Source organism: Sphingomonas sp. BK580 (genome assembly GCF_014194975.1).
Lineage (GTDB): Bacteria > Pseudomonadota > Alphaproteobacteria > Sphingomonadales > Sphingomonadaceae > Sphingomonas.
This window is the reverse complement of record NZ_JACIAY010000006.1, coordinates 35,278-60,010: the sequence shown is the minus strand read 5'-3', so window position 1 is coordinate 60,010 and position 24,733 is coordinate 35,278. Positions and strand designations below refer to the sequence as shown.

General features: G+C 72.6%; 26 protein-coding genes and 1 tRNA gene. 13 read left to right on the top strand and 14 right to left on the bottom strand.

Translation table 11 applies throughout. From position 1 onward, the window contains the following. The first annotated feature begins 4 nt into the window (after positions 1 to 4). Complete coding sequence (locus FHY05_RS12175; RefSeq protein WP_258048277.1) at positions 5 to 493, top strand: MmcB family DNA repair protein; 489 nt, start codon at positions 5 to 7, stop codon at positions 491 to 493. A gap of 29 nt (positions 494 to 522) precedes the next feature. On the opposite strand, the gene FHY05_RS12170 is transcribed toward FHY05_RS12175, so the two are convergent. Beyond that, positions 523 to 1,128, bottom strand: a complete 606-nt coding sequence (locus FHY05_RS12170) for an ankyrin repeat domain-containing protein (RefSeq protein ID WP_183944666.1) — start codon at positions 1,126 to 1,128, stop codon at positions 523 to 525. A gap of 75 nt (positions 1,129 to 1,203) precedes the next feature. Between FHY05_RS12170 and FHY05_RS12165 the strand changes: the two genes are divergently transcribed. From FHY05_RS12165 to FHY05_RS12155, 3 genes are read left to right on the top strand one after another with little or no spacing between them, the layout of a single operon-like run. Continuing rightward, on the top strand, positions 1,204 to 1,794 hold the full coding sequence (locus tag FHY05_RS12165; protein ID WP_183944665.1) for an SCO family protein: 591 nt from the start codon (positions 1,204 to 1,206) through the stop codon (positions 1,792 to 1,794). Next, complete coding sequence (locus FHY05_RS12160) at positions 1,782 to 2,225, top strand: YcgN family cysteine cluster protein (RefSeq protein ID WP_183944664.1); 444 nt, start codon at positions 1,782 to 1,784, stop codon at positions 2,223 to 2,225. The genes FHY05_RS12165 and FHY05_RS12160 overlap by 13 nt, the downstream gene beginning before the upstream one ends. 7 nt (positions 2,226 to 2,232) lie before the next feature. Beyond that, positions 2,233 to 2,955: a YgjP-like metallopeptidase domain-containing protein gene (locus FHY05_RS12155; RefSeq protein ID WP_311732466.1), complete on the top strand. Its 723-nt coding sequence runs from the start codon at positions 2,233 to 2,235 to the stop codon at positions 2,953 to 2,955. Here the strand turns inward: FHY05_RS12155 and FHY05_RS12150 are convergent. The 6 genes from FHY05_RS12150 to FHY05_RS12125 form a co-directional block, all read right to left on the bottom strand. After that, complete coding sequence (locus FHY05_RS12150) at positions 2,901 to 5,090, bottom strand: transglycosylase domain-containing protein (protein WP_183944663.1); 2,190 nt, start codon at positions 5,088 to 5,090, stop codon at positions 2,901 to 2,903. The two genes, FHY05_RS12155 and FHY05_RS12150, sit on opposite strands and share 55 nt — an antisense overlap. 223 nt (positions 5,091 to 5,313) lie before the next feature. Continuing rightward, positions 5,314 to 6,396, bottom strand: a complete 1,083-nt coding sequence (locus FHY05_RS12145; protein ID WP_183944662.1) for an FAD-dependent monooxygenase — start codon at positions 6,394 to 6,396, stop codon at positions 5,314 to 5,316. After that, complete coding sequence (locus tag FHY05_RS12140; RefSeq protein WP_183944919.1) at positions 6,378 to 7,028, bottom strand: methyltransferase domain-containing protein; 651 nt, start codon at positions 7,026 to 7,028, stop codon at positions 6,378 to 6,380. Before FHY05_RS12140 ends, FHY05_RS12145 begins: the two co-directional genes overlap by 19 nt. A 41-nt stretch (positions 7,029 to 7,069) precedes the next feature. After that, positions 7,070 to 8,125, bottom strand: coding sequence for a type III polyketide synthase (locus tag FHY05_RS12135; protein WP_183944661.1), 1,056 nt, complete (start codon positions 8,123 to 8,125; stop codon positions 7,070 to 7,072). A gap of 112 nt (positions 8,126 to 8,237) precedes the next feature. Further along, a tRNA-Leu gene (locus tag FHY05_RS12130) sits at positions 8,238 to 8,324 on the bottom strand. Positions 8,325 to 8,416: 92 nt separating this feature from the next. Next, positions 8,417 to 9,223, bottom strand: a complete 807-nt coding sequence (locus FHY05_RS12125; RefSeq protein ID WP_183944660.1) for a zinc-ribbon domain-containing protein — start codon at positions 9,221 to 9,223, stop codon at positions 8,417 to 8,419. Positions 9,224 to 9,366: 143 nt separating this feature from the next. Here FHY05_RS12125 and ftsE point away from each other — a divergent pair, with 143 nt between their 5' ends. From ftsE to FHY05_RS12105, 4 genes are read left to right on the top strand one after another with little or no spacing between them, the layout of a single operon-like run. After that, on the top strand, positions 9,367 to 10,077 hold the full coding sequence (gene ftsE, locus FHY05_RS12120; protein WP_183944918.1) for a cell division ATP-binding protein FtsE: 711 nt from the start codon (positions 9,367 to 9,369) through the stop codon (positions 10,075 to 10,077). Further along, on the top strand, positions 10,074 to 10,946 hold the full coding sequence (locus FHY05_RS12115; protein ID WP_183944659.1) for an ABC transporter permease: 873 nt from the start codon (positions 10,074 to 10,076) through the stop codon (positions 10,944 to 10,946). Before ftsE ends, FHY05_RS12115 begins: the two co-directional genes overlap by 4 nt. Next, the gene (locus FHY05_RS12110) at positions 10,943 to 11,491 is read left to right on the top strand and encodes a YdcF family protein (protein WP_183944658.1); all 549 of its coding nucleotides are present in this window, start codon (positions 10,943 to 10,945) and stop codon (positions 11,489 to 11,491) included. The genes FHY05_RS12115 and FHY05_RS12110 overlap by 4 nt, the downstream gene beginning before the upstream one ends. Further along, entirely contained in the window at positions 11,479 to 12,165 is a 687-nt protein-coding gene (locus FHY05_RS12105; protein ID WP_183944657.1) for a 1-acyl-sn-glycerol-3-phosphate acyltransferase, read from the top strand. The genes FHY05_RS12110 and FHY05_RS12105 overlap by 13 nt, the downstream gene beginning before the upstream one ends. A 238-nt stretch (positions 12,166 to 12,403) precedes the next feature. Here the strand turns inward: FHY05_RS12105 and FHY05_RS12100 are convergent, their stop codons facing one another. The 3 genes from FHY05_RS12100 to FHY05_RS12090 are packed head-to-tail and all read right to left on the bottom strand — an operon-like array spanning position 12,404 to position 15,342. Next, the gene (locus tag FHY05_RS12100) at positions 12,404 to 13,312 is read right to left on the bottom strand and encodes a prephenate/arogenate dehydrogenase family protein (RefSeq protein WP_183944656.1); all 909 of its coding nucleotides are present in this window, start codon (positions 13,310 to 13,312) and stop codon (positions 12,404 to 12,406) included. After that, on the bottom strand, positions 13,312 to 14,460 hold the full coding sequence (gene hisC, locus FHY05_RS12095) for a histidinol-phosphate transaminase (protein WP_183944655.1): 1,149 nt from the start codon (positions 14,458 to 14,460) through the stop codon (positions 13,312 to 13,314). The genes FHY05_RS12100 and hisC overlap by 1 nt, the downstream gene beginning before the upstream one ends. Before the next feature lie 48 nt (positions 14,461 to 14,508). After that, positions 14,509 to 15,342 carry a formate/nitrite transporter family protein gene (locus FHY05_RS12090; protein WP_183944654.1) on the bottom strand — a complete coding sequence of 278 codons (834 nt, stop codon included), beginning with the start codon at positions 15,340 to 15,342 and terminating at the stop codon, positions 14,509 to 14,511. Between the two features lie 103 nt (positions 15,343 to 15,445). Between FHY05_RS12090 and FHY05_RS12085 the strand changes: the two genes are divergently transcribed. The 3 genes from FHY05_RS12085 to FHY05_RS12075 are packed head-to-tail and all read left to right on the top strand — an operon-like array spanning position 15,446 to position 17,619. Further along, positions 15,446 to 16,576 (top strand): homoserine O-acetyltransferase, encoded by a 1,131-nt coding sequence (locus tag FHY05_RS12085; RefSeq protein WP_183944653.1) that lies wholly within the window; start codon positions 15,446 to 15,448, stop codon positions 16,574 to 16,576. Further along, on the top strand, positions 16,573 to 17,172 hold the full coding sequence (metW, locus tag FHY05_RS12080) for a methionine biosynthesis protein MetW (protein WP_132908530.1): 600 nt from the start codon (positions 16,573 to 16,575) through the stop codon (positions 17,170 to 17,172). The genes FHY05_RS12085 and metW overlap by 4 nt, the downstream gene beginning before the upstream one ends. Positions 17,173 to 17,217: 45 nt before the next feature. Continuing rightward, positions 17,218 to 17,619: a response regulator gene (locus tag FHY05_RS12075; protein WP_183944652.1), complete on the top strand. Its 402-nt coding sequence runs from the start codon at positions 17,218 to 17,220 to the stop codon at positions 17,617 to 17,619. Here the strand turns inward: FHY05_RS12075 and FHY05_RS12070 are convergent. From FHY05_RS12070 to FHY05_RS12055, 4 genes are all read right to left on the bottom strand, one after another. Then, complete coding sequence (locus FHY05_RS12070) at positions 17,597 to 19,186, bottom strand: sensor histidine kinase (protein WP_183944651.1); 1,590 nt, start codon at positions 19,184 to 19,186, stop codon at positions 17,597 to 17,599. The genes FHY05_RS12075 and FHY05_RS12070 overlap by 23 nt on opposite strands. A 333-nt stretch (positions 19,187 to 19,519) precedes the next feature. After that, positions 19,520 to 20,791, bottom strand: a complete 1,272-nt coding sequence (locus FHY05_RS12065; protein WP_183944650.1) for an FAD-dependent oxidoreductase — start codon at positions 20,789 to 20,791, stop codon at positions 19,520 to 19,522. Positions 20,792 to 20,801: 10 nt separating this feature from the next. Further along, entirely contained in the window at positions 20,802 to 21,119 is a 318-nt protein-coding gene (locus FHY05_RS12060; protein ID WP_183944649.1) for a 2Fe-2S iron-sulfur cluster-binding protein, read from the bottom strand. 76 nt (positions 21,120 to 21,195) lie between these two features. Further along, on the bottom strand, positions 21,196 to 23,643 hold the full coding sequence (locus FHY05_RS12055; protein WP_183944648.1) for a TonB-dependent receptor: 2,448 nt from the start codon (positions 23,641 to 23,643) through the stop codon (positions 21,196 to 21,198). A 212-nt stretch (positions 23,644 to 23,855) separates the two neighbouring features. On the opposite strand from FHY05_RS12055, the gene FHY05_RS12050 reads away from it, so the two are divergent. Both FHY05_RS12050 and FHY05_RS12045 read left to right on the top strand, forming a co-directional pair. Then, positions 23,856 to 24,236: a hypothetical protein gene (locus tag FHY05_RS12050; RefSeq protein WP_183944647.1), complete on the top strand. Its 381-nt coding sequence runs from the start codon at positions 23,856 to 23,858 to the stop codon at positions 24,234 to 24,236. A 114-nt stretch (positions 24,237 to 24,350) separates the two neighbouring features. Beyond that, entirely contained in the window at positions 24,351 to 24,680 is a 330-nt protein-coding gene (locus FHY05_RS12045) for a UrcA family protein (protein WP_183944646.1), read from the top strand. Positions 24,681 to 24,733: the final 53 nt, after the last annotated feature.

Here is a 24,733-nt window from a genome sequence, read left to right as displayed (position 1 = left end):
GCGGATGCTGACCACTCCCGAATCCTGCGTCGACTCACCCGGCCCGATGTGTGCCGCCGACGTCGCGCGCGGCGTCACGCGGATGCTGCTACGCCACGAACTCACCGCGATCGCCGAGGTGCCGCTCGACGGCGGGCGCCGCGCCGACCTGATGGCGCTCGACCAGCGCGGACAGCTGGTGATCGTCGAGATCAAGGTGTCGCGCGCCGACCTGCTCGGCGACGCCAAGTGGCAGGACTATCTCGCGCACTGCGACCGATTCTACTGGGCGGTGCCGGCGGGGTTCGACGCCGCGCCGATCGACGGCGCCGCCTTCCTGCCCGAGCGTACCGGGCTGATCGTCGCCGACCGCTACGACGCCGCGATCGTGCGCGAGGCGCGGACCGAGCCGTTGCCCGCGCACGTGCGCAAGCGCTGCACGCTCGCCTTCGCGCGCCGTGCCGCACGCCGGCTGATCGCGGCGCACGATCCCGAGGCGGTGCAGGGCTTCTGAGCGGAGACGCGACGTCGCGCCTCCGCCGCTCACATCCGCGGGCCCGCGACCGCGCGCTGGGTCTTCGTCGGCGTCTCGTCGAGCACCTTGGCGATCGCGGTCGAGCGCGTGTCGCGCTTGGCATAGTCGCGTGCCGACATGCCCGCGACATTGTCGGTCTGGTCGGGGTTGCCCCCCGCCGCCAGCACCGCGCGCACCAAGGTGAGGTCGCGGCGCTGCACCGCGCGGATCAGCGGGGTCTCGCCGCTACCGTCGGCGAGATTGGCATTGGCCTTGGCGGTGGCGAGGATCTGCACCATCTCGGGCTGACCGGCCTGGACCGCGAGCATCATCGGCGTCTCGCCGTCGCGATCGCGCAGGTTGGGATCGGCGCCCTTGGCGAGCAGGTAGCGCAGATAGGCCGAGTCGCCGCGCTTGACGACGATGTGGAGCGCGCCTTCGCCGGTGGTGACGTCGCGCGTGTTGATGATCGTCTGGCCGGGCTGGTCGAGCGTCGCGATCACCGCGTTACCGTCACCTTTGCGGATCGCCTCGAGGAACTTGTAGCTCTGCGACTGCTGCTGCGCCGCGGCGGGGAGGGGGAGCGTGCCGAGCGGGAGCAGCAGCGCGGCGGCGGGGAGCAGGCGGCGGATCATGGGTCGGGCGGTCTCGCGTCGGCGGAGCGGAAAGGGTTGCGGGCAGCGCTATAACGCATCACATCTGCCGCCACCATGAACATGCGTCGTCACCTCGCCGCCGCGCTCGCGCTCGGGCTGGCCGGAACGGTCGCGGGCTGCTCGAGCGAGCCGGCCGCCGCCCCGCCGCTCGCCGGCGCGCGCATCGGCGGCGCCTTCGCGCTGACCGACCAGGACGGGCGCGCGCGGACCGATCGCGACTTCGCCGGCCAGTACCGCATCGTCTATTTCGGCTACACCTTCTGCCCCGACGTCTGCCCCACCGACGTGCAGAACGTCGCGGCGGGGCTGCGGCTGGTCGAGAAGAGCGATCCGGCGCTGGCGGCGCGGATCACGCCGATCTTCGTCACGGTCGACCCTGCGCGCGACACGCCCGCGGCGCTGAAGCGCTTCGTCTCGGCCTTCCACCCGCGACTGGTCGGGCTGACCGGCACGCCGCAGCAGATCGCCGCCGCGGCCAAGACGTTCGGCATCTATTACGCGCGCGGCAAGGGCAACGCCGACGGCTATCTGATGGACCACAGCCGCCAGATCTACCTGTTCGACCCGCAGGGCAAGCCGCTGGCGCTGCTGCCCGAGGGGCCGCCGCAGGCGATCGCCGACGAGGTGACGCGATGGGCGCACTGACGGGTCGCTTCTGGGAGGACGTGCCGCTCGACCGGCTCGACCGCGCGCAGTGGGAGGCACTGTGTGACGGCTGCGGCAAATGCTGCCTGCACAAGCTGGAGGACGAGGAGACCGGCGAGCTGGTCGCCACCAACGTCGCCTGCCGCCTGCTCGACCGCCGCAGCGGGCAATGTTCCAACTATCGCCACCGCCGCGCCTATGTGAGCGAGTGCGTGCGGCTGACGACGAGCAACGTCGACTCGATCGACTGGCTGCCCTCCACCTGCGCCTATCGCCTGCGCGCCAACGGCGAGCCGCTGCCCGACTGGCATTATCTGGTCAGCGGCGACCGCGAGGCGGTGCACCGCGCCGGCGAGTCGGTGCGCGGCTGGACGATCAGCGAGGACGACGCGGGCGACCTCGAACATCATATCGTCGACCGGGAGCTGTGATCCGGCGGTGACCGGCGCGACGATCCCGGCGGACTCGATCGAGCTGGTCCGCAACCCGCGCGCGCGGCGGACGAAGCTCTCGTTCGATCCGACCAGCGGGCGCGTGCGGCTGACGCTGCCGCCGCGCGCCTCCGCCGCCAAGGCGCTGGCCTGGGCGGCCGGGCAGCGCGCCTGGCTCGACGCGCAGCGCGCGCTGCTGCCGCGGCCGCGCCCGTTCGTCCCAGGCGCGACGCTGGAGGTCGACGACGCGGCGCTGACGATCGCGTGGCGCGCCGGCGCGGCGCGCCTGCCGCGGGTCGAGGGAGACCTGCTCGTTCTCGGCGGGCCGGCGGAGATGGTCGAGCGACGCGTCGCGGCGTGGCTGCGGCGCACGGCGCTGGCGCTGCTCGAGGAGGATACCGCGCATTACGCCGCGCTCGCCGGCGTGACGGTCAGCGCGGTGAGCGTGGGCGACCCGCGCGGGCGCTGGGGCAGCTGCGCGCACCACGGCGCGATCCGCTACAGCTGGCGGCTCGTGATGGCGCCGCGCGCGGTGCGCCGCGCCACCGCGGCGCACGAGGTCGCGCACCGCGTCCACATGGATCACTCGCCGCGCTTCCATGCCCTGGTGGCCGAGCTCTACGGCCGCGACCCCGCGCCCGAGCGCGCCTGGCTACGCGCCAACGGCGCCGCGCTTCACTGGTACGGGCGGTCGCCCGACGTGTCACCGGAAGGTGCGCGCGGCGGCTGACCCCGCGGCGCGGCCCGGTCGCGCCCCTGCTCGCGCTGAGGCCGGCCGGTGACCCGATCGAGCCAGTCCTGATCGAGCCGCTGCGCCGGCGCCTGCGGCGGGGCGTCGCGCGGGTCCGCGCCGTCGTCGGGCGTGGCATCGTCGTCGCGCGCGCGCGGCACCGGCTGCACCACGGGCCGCTCCGGGCCGAACACCGGTGCCTGCGGCTCGGCCGCCGCGCCGGGATCGATCGCGACGCCGTCGTCGCCGACGAAGCTGCTGTTGTCGGGCGCGCCATAGTAGCTCTCGGCGTCGGGCTCGAGCTGCGCCTCGGGCAGCGTCACCTGCGTGTCGAACTGCTCGATCGGGCGATTGGCCACCGCCTGGCGCATGAACTGCGCGAAGGCGCGCGCCGGCGCGGTGCCGCCGTGCAGCCCGCCGACCGGCTTGGCGTCGTCGCGCCCCATCCACACGCCGGTGGTCAGCCCGGAGGAGAAGCCGAGGAACCAGCCGTCCTTGCTGCTGGTGGTGGTGCCGGTCTTGCCCGCCACGGGACGGCCGATCTGCGCGGCACGGCCGGTGCCGGTGTTGACCGTGGTCTGGAGCAGGTCGATCATCTGCGCCGCGACGTTGGGCGCGACCAGCACGTGGCTGCGGTCGACCTCGTGGCGGTAGATCTCCTCGCCCTCGGCGGTCACCCGCGTGATCCCGAACGGTGTCACCGCCACGCCCTTGTTGCCGACGCTGGCGAAGGCGCGCGTCATGTCGATCACGCGCACCTCCGAGGTGCCGAGCACCATCGAGGGATGCGTGTTGACCGCGGTGGTGATGCCGAAGCGCCGCGCCATGTCCGCCACCGTCTGGAAGCCGACCGCATAGCCGAGCTTGGCCGCGATCGTGTTGAGCGAGAAGGCGAAGGCGGTGCGCAGCGTGACCTCGCCCGAGAAGCGGCGCGAGTCGTTGCGCGGGCTCCAGCCGTCGATCGTCACCGGCTCGTCGACTTCGCGATCCTCGGGCGTGCGCCCGGCCTCGAGCGCGGACAGATAGACGAACAGCTTGAACGCCGAGCCGGGCTGGCGCTGCGCCTTGGTGGCGCGGTTGTAGTTGGAGGTGACATAGTCGGTGCCGCCCACCATTGCGCGCACCGAGCCGTCGCGGTCGAGCGCGACCAGCGCGCCCTGCGCGCCCGCGGGGGCGTTGGCGCGCACCGCGTCGTCGGCGGCGCGCTGCATCGCCGGGTCGAGCGTGGTCCACACCTCCAGCGGCTTCTCGGTCTCGTCGATCAGCAGCTCGAGCTGCGGCAGCGCCCAGTCGGTGAAATAGCGGACGCTGTTCTGCCGCGGCGCGGGAGCGAGGCGGACGTCGTTGGGGTCGGCGGCGGCGGCCTGGCTCGACGTGATGAAGCCGTTGCGCACCATCTGCTGGATCACCACCCCGGCGCGCCCGACCGCGGCCTCGGCGTCCGCGGTGGGGGAGTAGTTGGACGGCGCCTTGACCAGCCCGGCGATCACCGCCGCCTCGGTCAGGCTCAGCTGGCTCGCGCCATGGCCGAAGAACTTGCGACTGGCGGCGTCGATCCCGTAGGCGCCGCCGCCGTAATAGACCTTGTTGAGGTACAGCTCGAGGATCTGGTCCTTGCTGAACTTGCGCTCGAGCGCGAGCGCCAGGATCGCCTCGCGGAACTTGCGGCCGAACTTCTTTTGGTTGTTGAGAAAGACCGTGCGCGCGAGCTGCTGCGTGATGGTCGAGCCGCCCTGCACCCAGTGGCCGCGCTCGTAGCGCACCCCGACCGAGCGGACGATCCCGATCGGGTCGACGCCGAGATGGCTGCGGAAGCGGCGGTCCTCCACCGCGATCGTCGCGTCGGTCATCACCGCTGGAATATGGTCGTAGCTCAGCCACTGGCCGTAGCTCGGCCCGAGCGAGACCAATACGCTACCGTCGGCGGCGTGGACCCGCACCATCTGGCCGTTGGGCGAGGACTTGAGCGACTCGAAGCTCGGCAGCTGCGAGCGCGCGATATACACCGCTACCACGAGCGCGCCGACCGCCAGCACGGCGAGCGCCAGCAGCGTCTTGAGCGCGACGCTGAGCCGTCGCCGCCACGGGGAGCGCGCCGGGCGCGAGCGGGAGGTGCGGGAGGGGGCGCGGGCCATGGCGTCGGCCCTGGCGGATAGTGGCTTGAGCCAGGCTTAACAAGCGGATTGGCGCGCGATTAACTCGCCGCGGCGATCAAGGGGCTTTGTTCGGCGCCGCGCTCAGCGGGCGTCCGCGTGCGCGCGACGGTCCCTTATTCCTGCGCACGCGGGAGCCCAGCGCCGAGGAGGCGGCGCGCTGTGACCCTGGGCTCGCGCCGGGGCGGGAGGACGAGCCAGAGGATTAACTCCCTCCGATGCGGGTCCAGCGCGCCAGCCACTCGAGCATCCCGGCGCGGGCGAGCGGCGCCAGCAGCGGCGCGGCGAGCACCGGATGCTCCGCCAGCGCGCGCACCGCTCCCGCGACCGCCAGCGGTGGGCCCGCGCGGCGAGCGAAACGCGCCTGCCACGATGCTGCCGCCCCCGCGCCGCCGTCGCGCCACGCCTGCGCCGCACTCATGCCGCTCGCCAGCGCGATACCCATGCCCTCGCCGGCGAGCGACGGGATCACCGCGGCCTGATCGCCGAGCCGGAACAGGCCGGTCTCGCCCGCCCTCGCGCGCCACCCGTAAGGCACGTTGGCGACCGCCTCGATCGCACTGTCCGTCATGTCCCCGAGCCGCTCGCCCAGCGCCGGCGCCTCCGCCGCGAGCGTCTCGAGCAGGCGCGCAGGCGTTCCCGCCGCGCTCAGCCGCGAGCGCCGCAGCGCGAGGCAGATGTTGGTGCTGCCGTCCTCCTGCCGCACCACCCCGGCATAGCCGCCGCGGAACAGGTGGAGTTCGACCGCGTCGCCGACCAGCCGCGCCAGCGCCGGCGTGTCGGCGCGGCGCGTGCGCAGGCCGAGCGCCGGATCTGCGCCGGGCGCCGGCCGCGTCCTGCCGCGCACGTCATGCTTCCCGCTGGCGAGGAACAGCGCGTCGCCCGCCAGCAGCGCGCCGTCGGCGGTGCGCACGGCGCGCTCTTCGATGGCGCGCGCCGCGACGCCGCGCTCCACCGCCGCGCCCGCCGCCACCGCGCGCGCGAGCAGCAGCGAGTCGAGCCGGTGACGCGAGACGCCGCGCGCCGGCGCGGGCAGCGGCGCCTCGACCACGCGCCCCGCGGCGAACAGCCGCACGCGCCGCACCACCGCCGCCCCGAGCGCGTCCGGGTCGACCCCGAGCCGCTCCACCGCCGCCAGCGTGCGCCAGCTGAGAAAGCCGCCGCACAGGGCGTCGCCGGTCTCGCGCGTGCGCTCGATCACCAGCGCGCGCGTGCCGCCCTGTGCGAGCGTGATCGCCGCGGCGGCGCCCGCCGGCCCGCCGCCGAGGATCAGCGGCGCTCGACGCACAGCCGGAACGGGAAGGCACGGTAGACGCGCGCGTCGCGCACGCCCGCGGCGGCGAGCAGCGGGGGCCACTCGTCGGGTCGGTAGCTGCGCGCGATCGAGACATGGCCGTCGTGTCGCACGATCGGGTGCCAACCGAAGCCGCGCGCCAGCAGCGGCCAGGCGCGGTAGGCGACAGCGTGGCGGTGGAGATCGTTGACCAGCCAGCCGACGCGCGCGTGCCGCTCCATCCAGGCGAGGAAGGCGACCAGCTCGTCGCGCGTCATATGGTGCGCGACCAGGCTCGAGATCACCAGGTCCCACGGCTCGTCGCCGAGCGCGCGATAGTCGCCGACGCGCCAGTCGACCCTGAGCTCCGCCGGGCTGTGTGCCGATGCCGCGGCGCGGCTGCGCTCATTCTGGTCGACGCCGACGAGGTCGAAGGCGACGCCGCGGCGCTCACCCCAGCGCGCGATCCGCCGCAGCATGTCGCCGTCGCCGTAGCCGACGTCGAGCAGCCGGTAGCGTCCGCCCGGCCGGCAGGTGCGGCGCAGGAAAGCGAGCGTCGGGCGGGCGGCGAGCGTCACGACGTTGACCCGGGCGAGATCGGCCACCACCGCGGCATAGGTGTCGGGCGCGAGGTCGTCGGCGTCCATCAGCTCGTCCGCGATCCGCCGCTCGCCGAGCGGGGACGCGCTCACGGGGCGCTGCGGAAGGCGATCCCCTCCGCCGCCATGCCCGGCCCGAAGGCGAGCGCCACGCCGTGCCGCACCGGCGCGTCGCGGAGCACGCGCGCCAGCACGAAGAGCAACGTCGCCGAGGACATGTTGCCGCAGTCGCGCAGCACCGCGCGCGAGTCGGCGAGCGCCTCGGGCGGCAGCGCCAATGCCTGCTCGACCGAGTCGAGGATCGAGCGTCCGCCGGCGTGCACCGCCCAGCGGTCCACCGCCGCGCCGCCGGTGAGCGACTCGACCAGCGCGGTGTCGCGCAGCGCGCCGCCGAGGCGTCCGGGCACTTCGCCCGAGAGATGCATCGCGAAGCCGCGGTCGGTGATGTCCCAGCGGATCAGCGAGTCCGATCCCTCCAGCGCGACGCTGAACGGCCGCTCGAGCGCGAGTCCGCCCGGTGCGCCGGTGACCAGCGCGGCGGCGGCGCCGTCGCCGAACTGGAGCATGGCGAGCAGCGGCTCCAGCTCGGCGCTCTTCTGGAGGTGGAGCGTCGACAACTCCACCGACACCACCAGCACGCGCGCCGTCGGCTCGGAGCGGACGATATGGCGCGCGGTGCGCAGCGCCACCACCGCGGCGTAGCAGCCCATGAAGCCGATCAGCGTCCGTTCCACCGTCGCCGCCAGCCCGAGCCGCCGCGCGATGATCTGGTCGACCCCCGGCGCGACGAAGCCGGTGCAGCTCGCCACGACGAGATGCGTGATGCCGTCGAGCCCGACCTGCTCGGCCAGCGCGCCGACCGCGGCGAGCGCGAGCGTCGGGGCCGCCGCGGCGTACAGCGCCATGCGCGCGCCGGTCCCGGGCAGCGGCTCGGCGGCGTAGAAGCCCCCGCCCGCGACCGGCGAACCGACGCTCTCGGGCAGCACCGACCAGCGGTGCGCGATCCCGGCGCGCGCGGCCATGCGCTCGAACAGCCGCGCGGGCCGCTCCGGCAGGCGGTCGCGCGCCCAGTCGACAAAGGCGGTGTGGATGTCGTGCGTCGGCGTCGCGGTGCCGATCGCCTGCAGATACGCGGTACAGGTCATGCGGAGACGGTAACGCGCGTGCACGGCGCTCGGCGCCGAGGACGGGCTGTTCCCTCCTGGGACAAACCCGGCAGGCCGGCCGGCCCGCGGCTCCCGCGCCTAGGCGGGAAGGTGGTGCGGTCGAGAAGACTCGAACTTCCACGTCCTTTCGGACACAACGACCTCAACGTTGCGCGTCTACCAATTCCGCCACGACCGCACGTGATGTCCGCCGGGGGGTGCCCGGCGGCTGGCAGGAGCGGGCCCCTAGCAAAGCCCCGGGGGGCTGGCAACACGCTTTCGTCGCCAGGCTCAGCTTTCCTCGCCGACGAAGCTGAGATCGAGCCGCTTCGACGTGGCGGGGACGTCGACCTGCGCCGAGTTGAAGTCGAGCGCGCCGTTGGGCAGCAGGGTGCGCTGCTGCGGCGTGATCGTCCAGCTGAACACGATCTTGCCCTGCGCGTCGCGCAGATCGGCGCGGATATCGGGGACGCGCTGGCGCGTCGGCGACGGGTTGGTGATCTGCCCGCTGACCGCGAACAGTTCCGAGCCGTTGGCCATCTTGCGGCGCTCGATCGGGTGATCGACGATGCGCAGCGGCAGCTCGGCGGGTCCGATCGAGAGGCCGACCTGCTGCGCCAGACCGGGTGCGGTGGTCCACAGGATCACCGCCACCGCGGCGAGCATGAGCAGCCCGGCGGCGAGACTGGCGATCGTGCGCATCCGCGCGGTGTTGCGCTCGGGGCGGAACGGCGGGCGATGTGCGAAGGCGTCGTAGCCGGCGGCGACCGCGGAAGGCTCGGGATCGGCCTCGACCAGGGCGGGCGCGATCAGCGGGGGCGGGGCGGACGCGGCGGCCGGCGTCGTCGCCATCGGCTCAGGTGCCCGCGCCGCGGGACCTGGCCCCGGTTCCGGCGCCGAGGGGTAAGCGTCCGCCGCGGCGGTATCGATCGCCGGTGCCTCCTCCGCTTCCTCGACGTCCTCGCCGAGAGGTTCGTCCTGTGGCTCCTGGTACCAGCTGTGGCGGCAGTTGGCGCAGCGCACGGTGCGGCCGGTCGCGCCGACCGTGCCGTCCGGCACCTGATAGCGCGCGCGACATTCGGGACATTCGATGATCATGGCGGGCCACCGGCAGGAACTGATCGCGATTCTAAGCACGTGCGAGCCACCTGAGGCAAGCGGCCCGTCGCCTGCTTGATGCGCGCGGGCACGCGTGCGATGGCGGCAGGGCGATGCGCAGGCGAGAGGTGGTGAGCGGCCGGGTGGCGGGGATCGTCCAGTTCGAGAATGTCGGGCTGCGCTACGGCCAGGGCGAGGAGGTGCTGCGCGACGTCAGCTTCGCGCTCGCGCCGGGCGAATTCTACTTCCTCACCGGCGCGAGCGGCGCGGGCAAGACCTCGCTGCTGAGCCTGCTCTACCTGGCGCAGCGCCCCAGCCGCGGGATCATCCGGCTGTTCGGCGAGGATGTGGTGACGCTGCCGCGCGCGCGCATGCCCGGCTTCCGCCGCCGTGTCGGGGTCGTCTACCAGGATTTCCGCCTCGTCCCGCACCTCAGCATCGCCGACAACGTGGCGCTGCCGCTGCGGATCGCCGCGGCGGACGAGGCCGACGTCGCCGAGGCGGTGCGCGAGATGCTCGCCTGGGTCGGCCTGTCGCACCGCGCCGCGGCCCTGCCCGCGACGCTGTCGGGCGGCGAGCAGCAGCGGGTGGCGATCGCGCGCGCGGTGGTGGGGCGGCCCGAACTGCTGCTCGCGGACGAGCCGACCGGCAACGTCGACGAGGAGATGGCCGAGCGGCTGATGCAACTGTTCGCCTCGCTCAACGGGCTCGGCACCACCGTCGTGGTGGCGACGCACGATCCGCAGCTGCTGCGGCGGGTCAAGGCCGCGCAGATGATGCGGCTGGCGGACGGGCGGCTGCTCGACCCCACGGGCGCGCTGCGCTTCCCGCCCGCGCGCGTGAGCATGGCATGAGCGCGGCGACCGCCCGCGTGCTCGACCCGGCGCGTGCCGGGCGCGCGATGGTGGGCGTGCTCGCGATCATGCTGTTCCTGACGCTGCTCGCCGCGGCGGCAGGGATCGCCGCGGGGCGGGGCGCGGCGGCGCTGGGCGCGCGGCTGAGCGGACGCGCCACGGTGCAGTTCACCGACGCCGACCCCACCGCACGCGCGACGGCGGCGGCCCGCGCCCTGGCGACGCTGCGGTCCTCGCCCGCGGTGACGCGCGCGCGCGCGGTGCCGCGCGCCGAGCTGGCGGCCCTGGTGGCGCCCTGGCTCGGCAGCGCGGCGGACGACCCCGACCTGCCGATGCCCGAGCTGATCGATCTCGAGCTCGCTCCCGGCGACGCCGCGCTCGCGACGGCACGGGCGGTGCTGGCCCGTGCCGCGCCCGGCGCGGTGATCGACTCGCACGGCGCGGCGGTGGCGCCGCTGGCGCGGCTGCTGCGGCTCGCGTCGGTGCTCGCCGCCGCGGTCGGGTCGTTGATGGTGGCCGCCAGCGCCGCGGTGGTGGTGTTGGCGGCGCGGGCGGGACTCGAGGCGCACCGCGCCACGATCGCGGTGATGCACGGGCTAGGTGCGACCGACACCCAGGTGGCCGGGCTGTTCCAGCGCCGCGTCGCGCGCGACGCCGCGGCCGCCGCGGTCGTGGCGAGCGCGGCCGCGGCCGTGACCGCGGCGCTGCTGGTCGGCCCCCTCGCCGCCGGCTCGGGCGCCCTCGGCGACACCGTCGCGCTCGGCGCCGAGGGCTGGGGCGTGCTCGCGATGCTGCCGCTCGTCTTCGTCGGCTTCGCCGCGCTGGTGGCACGCCGCACCGTCACCCACGCGCTGGCGCGCACGCTGTGATCAAGCGGCTGGTCGCGCTCGCGCTGCTCGGCTGGGCGCTGGGCTTCGCGCTCTTCATGCTCGCGCTGCCGGGCACGCCCGACGCGGCGCTGCGCACCGACGCGATCGTGGTGCCGACCGGGGCCGCGGGGCGGATCGCGCGGGGGCTCGACCTGCTCGAGCAGAAGCGCGCACGGCGCATGCTGGTGACGGGCACCGCGCCGGGCGTGACGCGCGCCGACCTCGCGCGGGTCAGCGGCCATGCCGCCACCTTCGCCTGCTGCGTCGACCTCGGTGCCGAGGCGGTCGACACGCGCGGCAACGCCGAGGAGACCGCCGCCTGGGTCAAGGCCCGCGGCTATCGGTCGATCCGGCTGGTCACCTCCGACTGGCACGCGCGCCGCGCCGCGCTCGAGCTCGCCGCCGCGCTGGGCGGTACGGTGGGCGTCGCGGTCGAGGGCGTGCCGAGCGAGCCGACGCTGGCCCAGGCGGTCAACGAATATAACAAGCTGCTGCTGCGCGCGGCGGTGCTGGGGTGGGAGCGGGTGAGACAATGGACGCGCTGAGATCCTGGCTCTTCCGGCTGGTGTTCTACGCCGGCTCGGTGCCGATCGTGCTGGTGGTGCCAATCGTCGCGTTGTTCGGGCAGCGCGCGATGGTGCCGTACGCGCATGTCTGGTCGGCCTATCACCGCTGGGCGGCGCGCGCGTTGCTCGGCGTGCGGACGCGCTTCGAGGGTGAGCTGCCCGCCGGGCCGGTGCTCTATGCCGCCAAGCACGAGGCCATGTACGAGACGGTGGAGCTGCAGCCGCTGCTGCGCGGCCCGGCGGTCGTGCTCAAGCGCGAGCTGTGGAACATCCCTTTCTGGGGCTGGGCGACGCGGGTCTACGGCGCGATCCCGGTCGACCGCGACGCCTCCGCCGCGGCGCTGCGGCAGCTGGTGCGCGATGCGAAGGTGGCGCGCGAGGCGCGGCGATCGGTGATCGTCTATCCCGAGGGCACGCGCGTGCCGCATGGCGAGGCACCGCCGCTGCGCTCGGGCTTCGCGGGACTGTACAAGGCGCTCGGCTATCCGGTGGTGCCGATCGCGCTCGACAGCGGGCGGCTGGGGCTGCGCAGGGGCACGGTGACGCCGGGCGAGGTGACGATCCGGCTTGGGGAGCCGATCCCCCCGGGGCTGCCGCGCCGCGAGATCGAGGCGCGCGTGCACGCGGCGATCAACGCGCTGAACGCGAGGTGAGGATGTTCGTGCTCCTGCGGACGCAGGAGCCCAGGGTCGCAAACGAGCCGCGCGTGGCACTGGGTTCCCGCGTGCGCGGGAACACGGGCAGGAGCGAAGGCCACGGCTGCCACTAGCGTCATCCTGAGCTCGTCTCAGGATCCACCGTGCGGCACATCCGAACGCCGTCGCACTCGCGGGCCGGTGGATGCTGAAACGAGTTCAGCATGACGCCACAGTCAGGTGAGGAGGATGCCCCTCAGTCGTGCCGGCGCCCGAAGTCGGCGGCGGCATCGTCCTGACCCTGATCGACGATCGAGCGGCGGATCGCGCGCGTCCGCGCGAAACGGTCGTAGAGCGCGTCGCCGTCGCCCCAGCGGATCGCGCGTTGCAGCTGACTGAGGTCCTCGCTGAAGCGCTGCAGCATCTCCAGCACCGCCTCCTTGTTGGCGAGGAAGACGTCGCGCCACATCACCGGGTCGGACGCGGCGATGCGGGTGAAGTCGCGGAAGCCGCCGGCCGAGAACTTGATCACCTCGGACTCGGTGACCTGGCCGAGATCGTCCGCGGTGCCGACGATCGTATAGGCGATCAGGTGCGGCAGGTGGCTCGTCACCGCGAGCACGCGGTCGTGATGATCGGGCGCCATCCGCTCGACGTCGGCGCCGAGCCGGCGCCAGAACTCCTCGACCCGCGCGACCGCGAGCGGGTCGCTCTCGGCGAGCGGCGTGACGATGCACCAGCGCCCGCGGAACAAGGAGGCGAAGCCCGCCTCGGGGCCGCTCTGCTCGGTCCCCGCCACCGGGTGCGCGGGGACAACGCGCTCGGGCGGCAGCGCCGCGGCGAGCGCCTGCGCCACCGCGGTCTTGCAGCTGCCGACGTCGCTGACGATCGCGTCGGCGGGCAGGTCGTCGGCGATCTCGGCGGCGACCGCGGCCATCGCGCCGACCGGCACGCACAGGATGACGAGATCGGCGTCGGTCACCGCCGCGGCGGCGCTGTCGGCGACGTCGTCGACGAGATCGATCCGGCGCGCGGTCTCGCGCACGTCCGCGCTGGCGTCATGTCCGGTGAGCCGCACCGTCGGCAGGTAGTGCCGCACCGCGCGCGCCACCGACGAGCCGATCAGCCCCAGCCCGATGACCGATACGCGGCTGAACGGCAGCATCAGCCGCGCTCGATCCCGGCGTCGACCGCCTCGGCGTGCGCGGGCGCGGTGTCGCGCTCGACCAGCGCGCGCAGCGCCGCCGCGACGCCGCGCGTCTCCTCCTCGGTGCCGATGGTGATACGCAGCCCCTGCGCCAGCCCCTGGCCGGGCAGCCAGCGGACGATGTAGCCCGCGTCCATCAGCCCCTTGTAGGCGGTCTCCGCGGTCAGTTCGCCCTCGAACACCACCAGCACGAAGTTCGCTTCGCTGGGGATCGCGCGCAGCCCGGCGTTGCCCAGCCTGGCGATCTCCTCGGCGAACCAGGCGCGCCAGGTGGCGTTGTGCGCGCGCGTGTGCGCGACGAAGCCGCGGTCCGCGATCGCGGCGACCGCGGCGCGCTGGCCGCCGATGGTGATGTTGAACGGCAGGCGGATGCGGTGCAGCGCCTGGACGATGTCGGCGTGGGCGTAGCCCCAGCCGATGCGCTCCGCGGCGAGCCCGTGGATCTTGGAGAAGGTGCGCGTCACCAGCACGTTGCGCGCGGTCGCGGCGAGCTCGAGCCCGCCGTCGTCGTCCTGGTCGGCGAGATATTCGGCATAGGCCTGATCGAGCACCAGCAGCACCGCCGGCGGCAGCGCGGCGTGGAGCCGCGCGATCTCGGCCCGCGGCGCGAACGTGCCGGTCGGATTGTTGGGGTTGGCGACGTAGACGACGCGGGTCCGGTCGGTGACGCGGGCGAGGATCGAGTCGACGTCGGTGGCATAGTCGCGGTCGGGCGCGATCACCGGGATGGCGCCGACGCGCCGCGCCGCGATCTCGTACACCGCGAAGCCGTAGCGGACGAAGATCACCTCGTCGCCGGGCCCGGCGAAGGCGCCCGCGGCGAGGTGGAGGATCTCGTCCGAGCCGTTGCCGTAGATGATCCGCGCCGGGTCGAGCCCGAACCGCGTCGCGATCGCCTCGCGCACGATCGCGCCGCTGGCGTCGGGATAGCGCTCGAGCGAGTCGGCGGCGGAGGCGAACGCGGCGCGCGCCGCCGGCGAGGTGCCGAGCGGGTTCTCGTTGGAGCTGAGCTTGGCGACCTTGCGCCCGTCGTCGGTGGTGGAGCGCCCCGGGACGTACGGGGCGATGTCCATGATCCAGGGCTTGGGGCGGGGCGCGTCACTCATGCGCGATCGGGTAGCGGGTGTGAGGCGGCTGGGGAAGAGGGCCGGGCGTCACAGCTCCTGCCGCACCTGCGCGTGCGCGAGCAGCGCGAACAGGCCGGTGCCGCCGATCACGTTGCCGACCAGCGCGGGGAGGATCAGCCCGCCCAGCGCCTGCGCGAACGAGACCTCGCCCGCGAAGGCCAGCAGCCACGCCTCGCCCGAGCCGGCGACGACGTGCGCGAAGCCGCCCAGCGCGATGAAATAGGTCAGCACGAACACCACCCAGAACTCCTGCCCGCGCGACGAGGGCAGCGCCCAGGGCACGGCCGCGATCAGGAAGCCGGCGGGGATGCCAAGCCGCAGCGTCGCCCAGAAATCATGCGCGAGCAGCTCGCGCGCCGTCTCCAGCATCGCCGCGCCGCCCTCGGGCGAGCCGATCAGGCGATAGTGGACCAGCCCCGCGATCAGCAGCGTGCCGAGAAGGTTGGTGCCGAGCACCAGCGCCCAGAGCCGCAGCAGCCGCGCCAGGTTGCCGAGGCTGGGATGGGTCGCCACCGGGATCACCGCGGACAGCGTGCTCTCGGTGAAGAGCTGGAGCCGCCCGAGGATCACCACGAGGAAGCCGAGCGTGTAGCCGACGCTCGTCACCAGCGGCGTCCAGCCCGCCTCGGGCAGGTCGCGCGCGATCAGCGACTTGCCCAGCACCGACGCGCTGATCGCCACGCCGCCGGCGAGCCCCGACCAGACCAGCGACCAGCCCGGCCGTTCCAGCTCCTCGTCGCCAGCGCGGCGGATCACCTCGTGGATCACGCGCGCGCTGGCCGATTGGCGCTGCTCGACCGCGGCGCGCTCGTCGGGATCGAGGTCGATGTCGCGCTCGCGCGCCTCGGCGTCGTCCGCCATGAAGGGCCTCCCGCGTCGACGTGACGCCCAGCGCCAACGCCGCGCGGGCGTGCGCGGGTCCGGCTCGACTTGGGCGGGGCGGCGCGGGTAAAGCGGCTGCCCCATGCTCACCACGCCTTCCTCGCTGGACCAGCGCTTCGGCCTGTCGCGGCACGTCGTGCTGCCGGGGCCGCTGCGGCTCGACGGCGGCGCTTTGCTCGCCCCGGTCGAGATCGCCTATGAGACCTATGGCACGCTCGCGCCCGACGGCGGCAACGCGCTGCTGATCTGCCACGCGCTCACCGGCGACCATCACGTCGCCTCGGCGCATCCGCGCACCGGCAAGCCGGGCTGGTGGCAGCGCATGGTCGGCCCCGGCCGCCCGATCGACACCGATCGCTTCTTCGTGGTCTGTGCCAACGTGCTCGGCAGCTGCATGGGCAGCTCGGGCCCGGCGAGCGCCGACGCGGCGACTGGGCGGCCCTATGCGATGGCCTTCCCGGTCATCACGATCCGCGACATGGTGCGTGCGCAGGCGCTGCTGCTCGATCATCTCGGCGTGGCGAGGCTCGCCGCAGTGGTGGGCGGATCGATGGGCGGGATGCAGGCGCTGAGCTGGGCGGCGACCTTCCCCGAGCGGCTCGACGCCTGCCTCGTCATCGCCTCCACCGCGCGCCACACCGCGCAGAACATCGCCTTCCACGAGGTCGGGCGCCAGGCGATCATGGCCGATCCGAACTGGCGGAACGGCGACTATTACGACGGCGCACCCCCCGCCGCCGGGCTGGCGGTGGCGCGGATGGCGGCGCACATCACCTATCTCTCCGAGGCGGGGCTGACCGAGAAGTTCGGCCGTCGCCTCCAGGCGCGCGAGCAGAAGTCGTTCGGCTTCGACGCCGATTTCCAGGTGGAGAGCTACCTGCGCCACCAGGGGCTGGCCTTCACCGACCGGTTCGACGCCAACTCCTACCTCTATATCACCCGCGCGATGGACTATTTCGACCTCGCCGAGGAGCATGGCGGGCTGCTCGCCCACGCCTTCCGCGCCGCGCGCGCGCGCTTCTGCCTCGTCAGCTTCGACACCGACTGGCTGTATCCCACCGCCGAGTCGCGCGCGATCGTGCAGGCGCTGGTGGCGGCGCGCGCGCCCGCCAGCTTCGTCGAGCTGTCGAGCCCCTACGGCCACGACGCCTTCCTGCTCGACTCGCCCGAGCTCGACCGGGTCATCGGCGGCTTTCTCGGGACCGGCGCGTGAGCCTGCGCCCCGATCTGGCGATCATCGCCGCGCACGTGCCGCCGGGCGCGCGCGTGCTCGACGTCGGCTGCGGCGACGGCGAGCTGATGAAGGCGCTGCGCGACACCAAGGGGGTCGACGCGCGCGGGCTCGAGCTCGACCCGCGCAACGTCGCCGCGGCGGTGTCGCGCGGGCTGTCGGTGATCCAGGGCGACGCCGACACCGACCTCGCCGGCTACCCCGACCAGAGCTTCGATTACGCCATCCTGAGCCAGACGCTCCAGACCGCGCGCGCGCCCGACCGCGTGCTCGACGAACTGCTGCGGATCGGGCGCCACGCCTTCGTCAGCTTCCCCAATTTCGCGCATTGGCGGGTGCGGCTGTCGCTGCTGTGGGGCGGGCGGATGCCGGTGACTCGGCTGCTGCCCGAGCGCTGGTACGACACCCCCAACATCCACCACCTCACCGTCGACGATTTCCGCGCGCACCTCGCCGAGCGCGGGGTCGCGACCGAGGACGCCTGGTTCCTCTCGGGCGACAAGCGCACCGGCGGTGCGGCCGCGAACTTCCTCGCTGAGCACGCGGTTTTCCTGCTGCGCCGGAACCCTGCCGATTGATCGGGGTTAACCCGAGCCAACCAGCGGAGTGATCGAAGCGACGTCATGCCCCAGACAGCGCTCATCGTGGAGGACGAGATCTTCGTCGCGCTCGACCTCGAGCGGATCCTCGAGGACGCGGGATTCGTGGTCGCCGCGATCGCGGCGGACGCCGAGAGCGCCTATCGCGCCGCGCCGGGCTGCCACTTCGCCTTCGTCGACGTCAATCTGCGCGATGGTGCGACCGGGCCCGTGATCGCCGAGCGGATCGCGCGCGAGCACGGCGTCAAGGTGGTGTTCGTCACCGCCAACCCCGGCCAGATCACCGACCCCGGCATTGCGCTGGGCTATGTTCGCAAGCCGTTCAACGACGAGGCGATCCTTAGCGCGGCGCTGACCGCGACCGAGATGGCCCCGGCCGACGCGACGACGCCCGCCGAGTTCGTCAGGTGGCCGCGGCGCGGCTGAACGCGGGCAGCGGCACCGTCACCACCAGCTCCAGCCCGTCCGAATGCCACGTGCGAGTCACCGCGCCGCCGAGCTGACGCACCGCACTCAGCTCGATCAGCTGGCTGCCGAAGCCGGTGTCCGCCGGGGGCGTGTCCAGGGTAGGGCCGTCGCGCTCGCGCCACTCGAGGCGTACCGTGCCGACGCCGCGCGCCACCGCGAGATCGATACGGCCGTGCTCGGCCGACAGTGCACCGTACTTACTCGCGTTGGTGGCGAGCTCGTGGAACAGCAGCGCGAGCGGTGTGGCGGCGCGATCGTCGACCGCGACGTCGTCGCCGCTGATCGTGATCCGCTCGCCCGCGACACGCTGATAGGGCGCGAACAGCTCGGCGAGCAGCCCGTGGAGGCTGTCCTGCGGGAGGTGAGGGCGCGACTCGTTGCTGTGCGGGCGGACGAAATCATGCGCGCGGCCCAGCGCGATGATGCGTTGGCGCAGGTCGTTGGCGACGGACGCCAGTTCGGGATGCGCGCGCGCGGCGAAGTGGATCAGCCCCGAGATCACCGAGAAGATGTTCTTGATGCGATGGCTCAGCTCCTGGCTCACCACCTCGCGCTCTTCCAGGGCGAGCTTCTGCTCATGGATGTCGGTGCAGGTGCCGAACCAGCGCGTGATCGCGCCGTGGCGATCGCGGATCGGCAGCGCGCGGCCGAGCACCCAGCGATAGGTGCCGTCAGCGTGGCGCAGCCGATACTCGATCTGATAGGCCTCGCCGGTCTCGAGCGAGTGGCGCCACACCGCCCAGGCGCGCGCCTGATCGTCGGGGTGGAACATGCCGTTCCACTCGTCGCCGTCGGTCGTGCCCTCGGGCATGCCGGTGAACTCGTACCAGCGCGCGTTGTAGTAATCGTGATAGCCGTCGGGCAGCGTCGACCACACCATCTGCGGCATCGTGTCCGCCAGCGTGCGAAAGCGCGTCTCGCTCTCGGCGGCGGCGCGGCGCGCCTCGCCCGCGGCCTCGCGCCATGCCGCATCGTCGCGTGAGCCGCGCAGCCGCGCCATCACGTTGCTGGCGAGCACGCGCAGCCCGTCGCGCTGGAGCGCGGTGAGCCCTTCCGGACGCGGCGCCATGTCGAGCACGCACAGCGCGCCGAGCGGGACCCCGTCGTCCGCCACCAGCGGCATCCCGGCGTAGAAGCGTACCCCCGGGTCGCGCAGCAGCGGGTTACCGAGGAAGCGCTCGTCGGCGGCGAGATCGGGGAAGACGGTGACGTCCTCCTCCCACATCGCGTGCGCGCAGAACGACTCGGAGCGTCTGGTCCCCTCCAGGTCGGTACCGCTCGCCGCGAGGAAGGTCTGGTCGGCCTCCTCGATCAGCGTGATCAGTGCCACCGGCGCGGCACACAGCTGCGCGGCGAAGTCGGTGATCTGACGCAGCGCGGCCGAACGGCGCAGCGAGGCGAGATTGAGCGAGTCGATCGTCGCGCGACGCCGCGCCTCGTCGACTCGCCAGCCGCGTGCGGCGAGCCCCGACCCGCCGCGATCGATCGCGCGGGTAGGCGTCGCGCCCTCGCCAAGCTCGCTCATGGCGTCCGCGTCTACGCGGACGGGGCGCGGTGACGGACGGAAACAATGCCCGTTTCTGCCGCGCGATCAGTGAGATAACACATGAACTCTGTCACAATCTCAGAATGTATTGGCCACGCTAGCACGCGGGGAAAGGCTTATCGAGCGCTCTGCCGCCAGTAGCGCTCATCTTCAACGCCTGGCGCAGGAAAACGCCGCAGCTGGCGGAACCGCGCTGCTTCGAGGGAAGGCCCGCGAGCCTATCTGTTCGAGTCAGGGGTACGAGACCCGTTGTGGTGGCCGACGCGAGCTCGAGCAGGCGATCGAGGCAGCGACCGCCGCGCGCGGGCGTGCCTACGCCGCGCGGATCGGGAGGACGCCCTCGCTGAGCAGCGCCTGAGTGAGGGGGACGCTCGTGTCGGCGATCAGGTCGGATCGTACCTCGGCGCCTGATTCGACGAGCTTTCGCCCCTGTACATAGTCCTTGGTCGCGTTGACGCAGTCGAGCGCGACGACCCGACCCTGGCGAAGATAGATCACCGAGAAGGAGCGAGCGTCGATGGCGCCGCGCAGGATCGCGAGATCGTGTCCGGCGGCGAGCCCCACCGTCTGCAGCCGCAGATCATATTGGTTCGACCAGAACCACGGCACCGCGTAATAAGGGTGCGCGACCCCGACGATCGAGCGCGCGACCGTGCCCGCCATGTCATTGGCATTCTGCACCGACTCCAAGCGGATCCGCGCGCCGTCGGCGAAAGCGTTGGCGTGCGTGGCGCAGTCGCCGATGGCATAGACGTCGGGCAGGCTGGTCCGGCACACGGCGTCGACCTCCACGCCGTCGCCGCCGCGCGCACCGGCGGCGAGGAGCGGCGCCACCGCCGGGACGATCCCAACCCCGACAATCACCAGGCCCGCGGCGAGGAACTCGCCCGAGGTCAGACGTACCCCGCGGGCGGCGCCGTCGCGCCCCTCGATGCGGTCGACGGTGGTACCGAGCCGCAGGTTCACGCCGCGCGACCGATGCTCGGCCTCGAGAAAACGCGCCAGCATCGTCCCCGACATGCGCGCGAGGACCTGCTGCTGCGCCTCCACCACGGTCACCTGCTTGCCCGCGCCCACCAGCACCGACGCCGCCTCGAGGCCGATGTACCCGCCCCCGATCACGACGGCCCGCCGCGCCGCGGGGAGTTCCTGCGCCAGGCGATCGGCGTCCGCGCGCGAGCGCAACGCGTGCACGCGAGCGAGCCCGGCACCGGGGCAGTCGAGCCGGCGTGGCGCCCCGCCAGTGGCCCACACGAGGCGACGATAGCCGATGCGGGTGCCGTCCGCCGCGGTGACCCGGCGCGCCGCGGGGTCGACCGCGACGATCCGGCAGCCGGGGCGGAGATCGATGGCCTTCTCCTGCCAGAAGGTGGCCGGCCGGATCAGCAGGCGCTCGAAGCGCTGCTCGCCGGCGAGATACGCCTTGCTGAGCGGCGGTCGCTCATAGGGCAGCTCGTGCTCGTCCCCGATCAGCGCGACCGAGCCCTGGTAGCGGAGCTGGCGCAGCGCGATCGCCGCCTGGGCGCCGGCCTGGCCGGCGCCCACGATCACGACGTCATGGTCGCTCCCCGCCGCCCCGCTCACCGGCGCACGCTCACGACTCGGGTGCGATCGTCACGCGCAGGCCGTCGAGCCGCTCGTCGAACGCGATCTGGCAGCCAAGGCGCGACGTCGGCGCGACCTGGTCGAGCCCGTCGAGCAGCTCGCGCTCGGCCTCGCTGGGCGGCGGGAGCGTGAGCGCCTGCGCGGGATCGACGATGACGTGACAGGTCGCGCAGGAGAGCGAGCCGCCGCACGCCGCGAGCAGCTCGTCGATGCCGTTGTCGCGGATCACCTCCATCACCGACAGGCCGACGTCGGCGGGGAGCGGGCGGGTCGCGCCGTCGCGGGTGGTCACGATCAGAGAGGCCATAAGTAGTTCCTGCTGGAGGTGGAGAAGGCGACCGGCCGCCGCGCTCGGACGCCGATCGAGCGGCGCCCGGCGGCGATCAATAATGGAAGCGGAAGTCGATCCCGACCCGGCGCGGAGTCAGCACGCCGCGCGCATAATAGCGCTCCACCACGTCGGTGCGGACCTGATTGAACGACGAGATATCGTTGCTGATCGCGGTGACGGCATATTTGTTGGTGAGATTGTCCGCGAACAGGCCGACCTCGAACTGCTTGCTGACGTAGTTGAGCGATGCACTGTGCGTCACATAGCCCGGTATCGCCTCACCGTTGCCGCGCAGCCCGACGCGCGAGTAGATGTCGCCGCGGTAGATCGTCGCCCAGATCGCCTCGATCTTGCGGTCCTGGTCGAGCGCGTGGCTGTAGACGATCTGCGCGCTGCCCGAGTTCTTGGCCGAGCCGGGCAGGCGATCGCCCTCGAAGGCATCGTAGCGGACTCCCTGGCTGACCACGAGCCCGGTCACGTCCTGGGTGAGGTGCGCGTCGACGTAGGAATAGGTGCCGATCACGGTCAGTTCGGGCAGTGGGCGCAGCGTGGCCTGGACATCGAAGCCGCGCGAGACCGCGTCGGCCCCGTTCACGGTGATGCCGATCGCGCCGTTGACGGTCTGACTCGGCACCTGCACGCCGCTCCAGTTGATCTCATAGCCGTCGACGGTCAGCTGGAGGCGCCGGTCGAAGAGGCTGGCGCGAACGCCGATCTCCTTGTTGCGGGTCCGGTCGGGGCCATAGACCAGCTCGTTCGGCAGCGCGCACAGGTTCTGCCCGGCGGGTAGCGGCTGGATACAGGGAACGACGCGGTTGACGCCGCCGACGCGATAGCCCGTCGAATAGGTGAAGTAGGCGAGCAGACCCTCGCCGAACTTGTAGGAGGTGTTGGCCTTCCACACGAGCCCGTCCTTCGACGTGTCGCCGGTGCGGATCCGGCTAGGGTCGATCGTGAACGAGGGATAGGGCATGCGGGCCAGCCCGCCGCTCAGCAGCGGCAAGTCGGACCCGCCGCTGACCTCCGCGTCATATTTGAAATAGCGCAGGCCACCCGTCACCTGCCACGCCTGGGTGACGTGGAGCGTGCCCTCGCCATAGGCCGCTTTCTCCACCGTCCTGCTGTTGACCTGTGAGATATATTCCAGGTTGTCCGGCCGCGGGATGTCGTAATACTCCGCGAATCCGGGCGTATATTCCTGCCGGTTGCTGTCGAACTTGAGCCGGTTGTAGAAGCCGCCGATCACCCAGTTGAACGGGCCGCCGTGCGTCGAGACGAGCCGGACCTCCTGGTTGAACTGCTTATAGTGCTGCTCGTTGTCGGCGTAGGAGGAGAATTGCGGGAAGGCCTCGTAGCCATAGTCGAGGTCGAGCAGCAGGTCGGTGTTGTCGTCCACCGAGGTGATGTGCTGCTTCGTGTAAGCGGTGGTGCTGACGAGCTGGGCGATGCCGCCCAGGTTGATGTCGAACTCCGCCGCGAACAGATCGGCGTTCCGCTCGACCGGCTCGAGATAGCGCCACGGCCCCTCGTACCGTCCGGTGCCGAGCACGCCGGCGCCGTTGGCCTGCCGCCCGCCGGTCTTGGTGTTCTGGTGCGCGTAGGTGAGATACGCCTTGATGTTGGGGTTGTACTCCAGCAGCAGCTGGTTGCGCGTGGTGAAGGTGTGTTCATAGTTCACATCCTCCTTGCGCTTGAAGTTGCTGCCGTAATTGCCCGTGTCGAGCGAGCCGGTCGACGTCTCCGTGGCGCGGCCGGGCTGCGGATCGGAGACGCCGGGCTGCTGCAGCAGATAGTTGTAATCGATGAAGCCGGCATTGGCGTAATAGCCGGTCGCGGTGCGGAAGGCGATGTGATCGCGCACGATCGGCACGTTGAGCGCGACGTCGCCGACGGCGCCGAAATCGTCGGAATAGGATTGCGCGTAGCCGCGGCCGTGGACGTCGAGGCTGAAGCGGTCGGTCTCGGGCCGGTTGGGCAGGTAGCGCACCGCGCCGGCGAGCGTGCCGAGACCGTAGAGCGTGCCCTGCGGTCCCTGCAGCACCTCGACGCGGTTGATGTCGATCAGCTTGAAGTCGAGGTAGAGCGGCACCTCGCCGAGATAGACTCCCACCGCATTGCCGCTGTCGGCGCCGCCGACGCTGGTGTCGCCCGAGGCGATGCCGCGCAGGATGATCGCGCCGGTCGAGCCGGGGCCGGTGTCCGCGACGGTGACGCCGGGCGTGAACGAGGCGAGCGAGCGGATGTCGTCGAGCCGCTGCGACGCGATCGTCTCGGCCGAGACCGCGCTGATGTTGATCGGCGCGTCCTGCAGCGTCGTGCGCCGCCGGCTGCCGGTGACGACGATCTCGTTGCCGTCGACCGACGCCGCGGTGGTGTCGCCGGGATCGGCCGCGGTCGGCGCGGCGGCGGTCGGGGCCTCCTGCGCCAGCGCCGGTCCACCGACCACGCCCATCAGCGCGGTCGCGCACAGCCACCCTGCGCGGGAGAAACGTCCTGCCATCAATGCCCTCAATCGGTACGTTGAACTCGTCGCCCCTCCGCGACTGTCGCCCGGCGTCGGCGCCTCGCGCGGGGCCGATCGCTGCGGTGCGAGAGTGTTGGCAGCGGCGGCGAATCGATATGGGGTGTTTGACGTAAGCGGCCGCGCCGGACGGGGCGCCTACGTCAATTGGCGCATGTCGGCGGCGCCGGGAGGCGGCTTATGCCCGTCCCATGGCCCACACCGTCTCCCTCGCGATCACCGCCTGCGCGATCCTCACGGCCGCGGCGCCGGCGGCGGCCGAGCGCGCGGCCAGCGCGCGGCTGGTCCACTGCGGCGGCGCGACCTGCCTGCGGCTCTCCGGGCAACGCGACTCGGCGGACACCAAGGTCCAAGTGGACGGCCGCGACCTGCCGGTCACCGGCGAGCGGTCCTGGCGCGCGACCGTGCCGCTCGCCGAGGCGCGGACGTGGCGGCTCACCCGCGGCTACGCCGTGCCGGTCACGCTCGTCGACCGGGCCAGCGGGTCGGCGCGCACGTCGCCGGTGGCGGTGCCGCCGGGCGCGCTCGGCGCGCGCGTGGAGCTGGCGTCGCTGGTCGTCCGCGCGCGCTGACCCCGCGCGGGACGCTACGTCTTCGGTCGCGCGCTTGTGCCCGCTCGGGCGCGATCCTACATGGCTGCGACCCGATCGCCGAAGAGCGATGGGCAGCGATGCAGGAGATTGAGGATGAAGATCGGTCTGGCCGCATGTGCCGCAATCCTGATGGCCACGCCCGCGCTCGCCGCCCCCGGCGCGGATCCGCTCTCGGCCGAGAGCAGCGTGCTCAACCTGCGCGGGATCGATCTCACCAGCGTCGAGGGACAGCAGCGGCTGGCCATTCGCATGGACCGGGTCGCCGACACGGTCTGCGGGCAGGGGATGAGCAGCGTCCATCTCGCGCTCGCCGCGCAGGCGCGCGCGTGCCGCGCCGACGTGCTCAGCGACATGCGCAGCCGCGTCGCCGCCGCGACCGCGGCGCGTGACGCCGGCGGTGCGACTCAGCTCGCGATGCGCTGAGCGGCGGAGGCGAGCGGTCGCCGGCCGGCCGGCCGCTCGCTTCCGCCTCGTCA

Coding starts and splice junctions, on each gene's coding strand:
- FHY05_RS12175 (WP_258048277.1), top strand. CDS start 5: ATGCTGACCACTCCCGAATCCTGCGTCGACTCACCCGGCCCGATGTGT.
- FHY05_RS12170 (WP_183944666.1), bottom strand. CDS start 1,128: ATGATCCGCCGCCTGCTCCCCGCCGCCGCGCTGCTGCTCCCGCTCGGC.
- FHY05_RS12165 (WP_183944665.1), top strand. CDS start 1,204: ATGAACATGCGTCGTCACCTCGCCGCCGCGCTCGCGCTCGGGCTGGCC.
- FHY05_RS12160 (WP_183944664.1), top strand. CDS start 1,782: ATGGGCGCACTGACGGGTCGCTTCTGGGAGGACGTGCCGCTCGACCGG.
- FHY05_RS12150 (WP_183944663.1), bottom strand. CDS start 5,090: ATGGCCCGCGCCCCCTCCCGCACCTCCCGCTCGCGCCCGGCGCGCTCC.
- FHY05_RS12140 (WP_183944919.1), bottom strand. CDS start 7,028: ATGGACGCCGACGACCTCGCGCCCGACACCTATGCCGCGGTGGTGGCC.
- FHY05_RS12135 (WP_183944661.1), bottom strand. CDS start 8,125: ATGACCTGTACCGCGTATCTGCAGGCGATCGGCACCGCGACGCCGACG.
- FHY05_RS12125 (WP_183944660.1), bottom strand. CDS start 9,223: ATGATCATCGAATGTCCCGAATGTCGCGCGCGCTATCAGGTGCCGGAC.
- FHY05_RS12115 (WP_183944659.1), top strand. CDS start 10,074: ATGAGCGCGGCGACCGCCCGCGTGCTCGACCCGGCGCGTGCCGGGCGC.
- FHY05_RS12105 (WP_183944657.1), top strand. CDS start 11,479: ATGGACGCGCTGAGATCCTGGCTCTTCCGGCTGGTGTTCTACGCCGGC.
- FHY05_RS12100 (WP_183944656.1), bottom strand. CDS start 13,312: ATGCTGCCGTTCAGCCGCGTATCGGTCATCGGGCTGGGGCTGATCGGC.
- hisC (WP_183944655.1), bottom strand. CDS start 14,460: ATGAGTGACGCGCCCCGCCCCAAGCCCTGGATCATGGACATCGCCCCG.
- FHY05_RS12090 (WP_183944654.1), bottom strand. CDS start 15,342: ATGGCGGACGACGCCGAGGCGCGCGAGCGCGACATCGACCTCGATCCC.
- FHY05_RS12085 (WP_183944653.1), top strand. CDS start 15,446: ATGCTCACCACGCCTTCCTCGCTGGACCAGCGCTTCGGCCTGTCGCGG.
- FHY05_RS12075 (WP_183944652.1), top strand. CDS start 17,218: ATGCCCCAGACAGCGCTCATCGTGGAGGACGAGATCTTCGTCGCGCTC.
- FHY05_RS12070 (WP_183944651.1), bottom strand. CDS start 19,186: ATGAGCGAGCTTGGCGAGGGCGCGACGCCTACCCGCGCGATCGATCGC.
- FHY05_RS12060 (WP_183944649.1), bottom strand. CDS start 21,119: ATGGCCTCTCTGATCGTGACCACCCGCGACGGCGCGACCCGCCCGCTC.
- FHY05_RS12055 (WP_183944648.1), bottom strand. CDS start 23,643: ATGGCAGGACGTTTCTCCCGCGCAGGGTGGCTGTGCGCGACCGCGCTG.
- FHY05_RS12050 (WP_183944647.1), top strand. CDS start 23,856: ATGGCCCACACCGTCTCCCTCGCGATCACCGCCTGCGCGATCCTCACG.
- FHY05_RS12045 (WP_183944646.1), top strand. CDS start 24,351: ATGAAGATCGGTCTGGCCGCATGTGCCGCAATCCTGATGGCCACGCCC.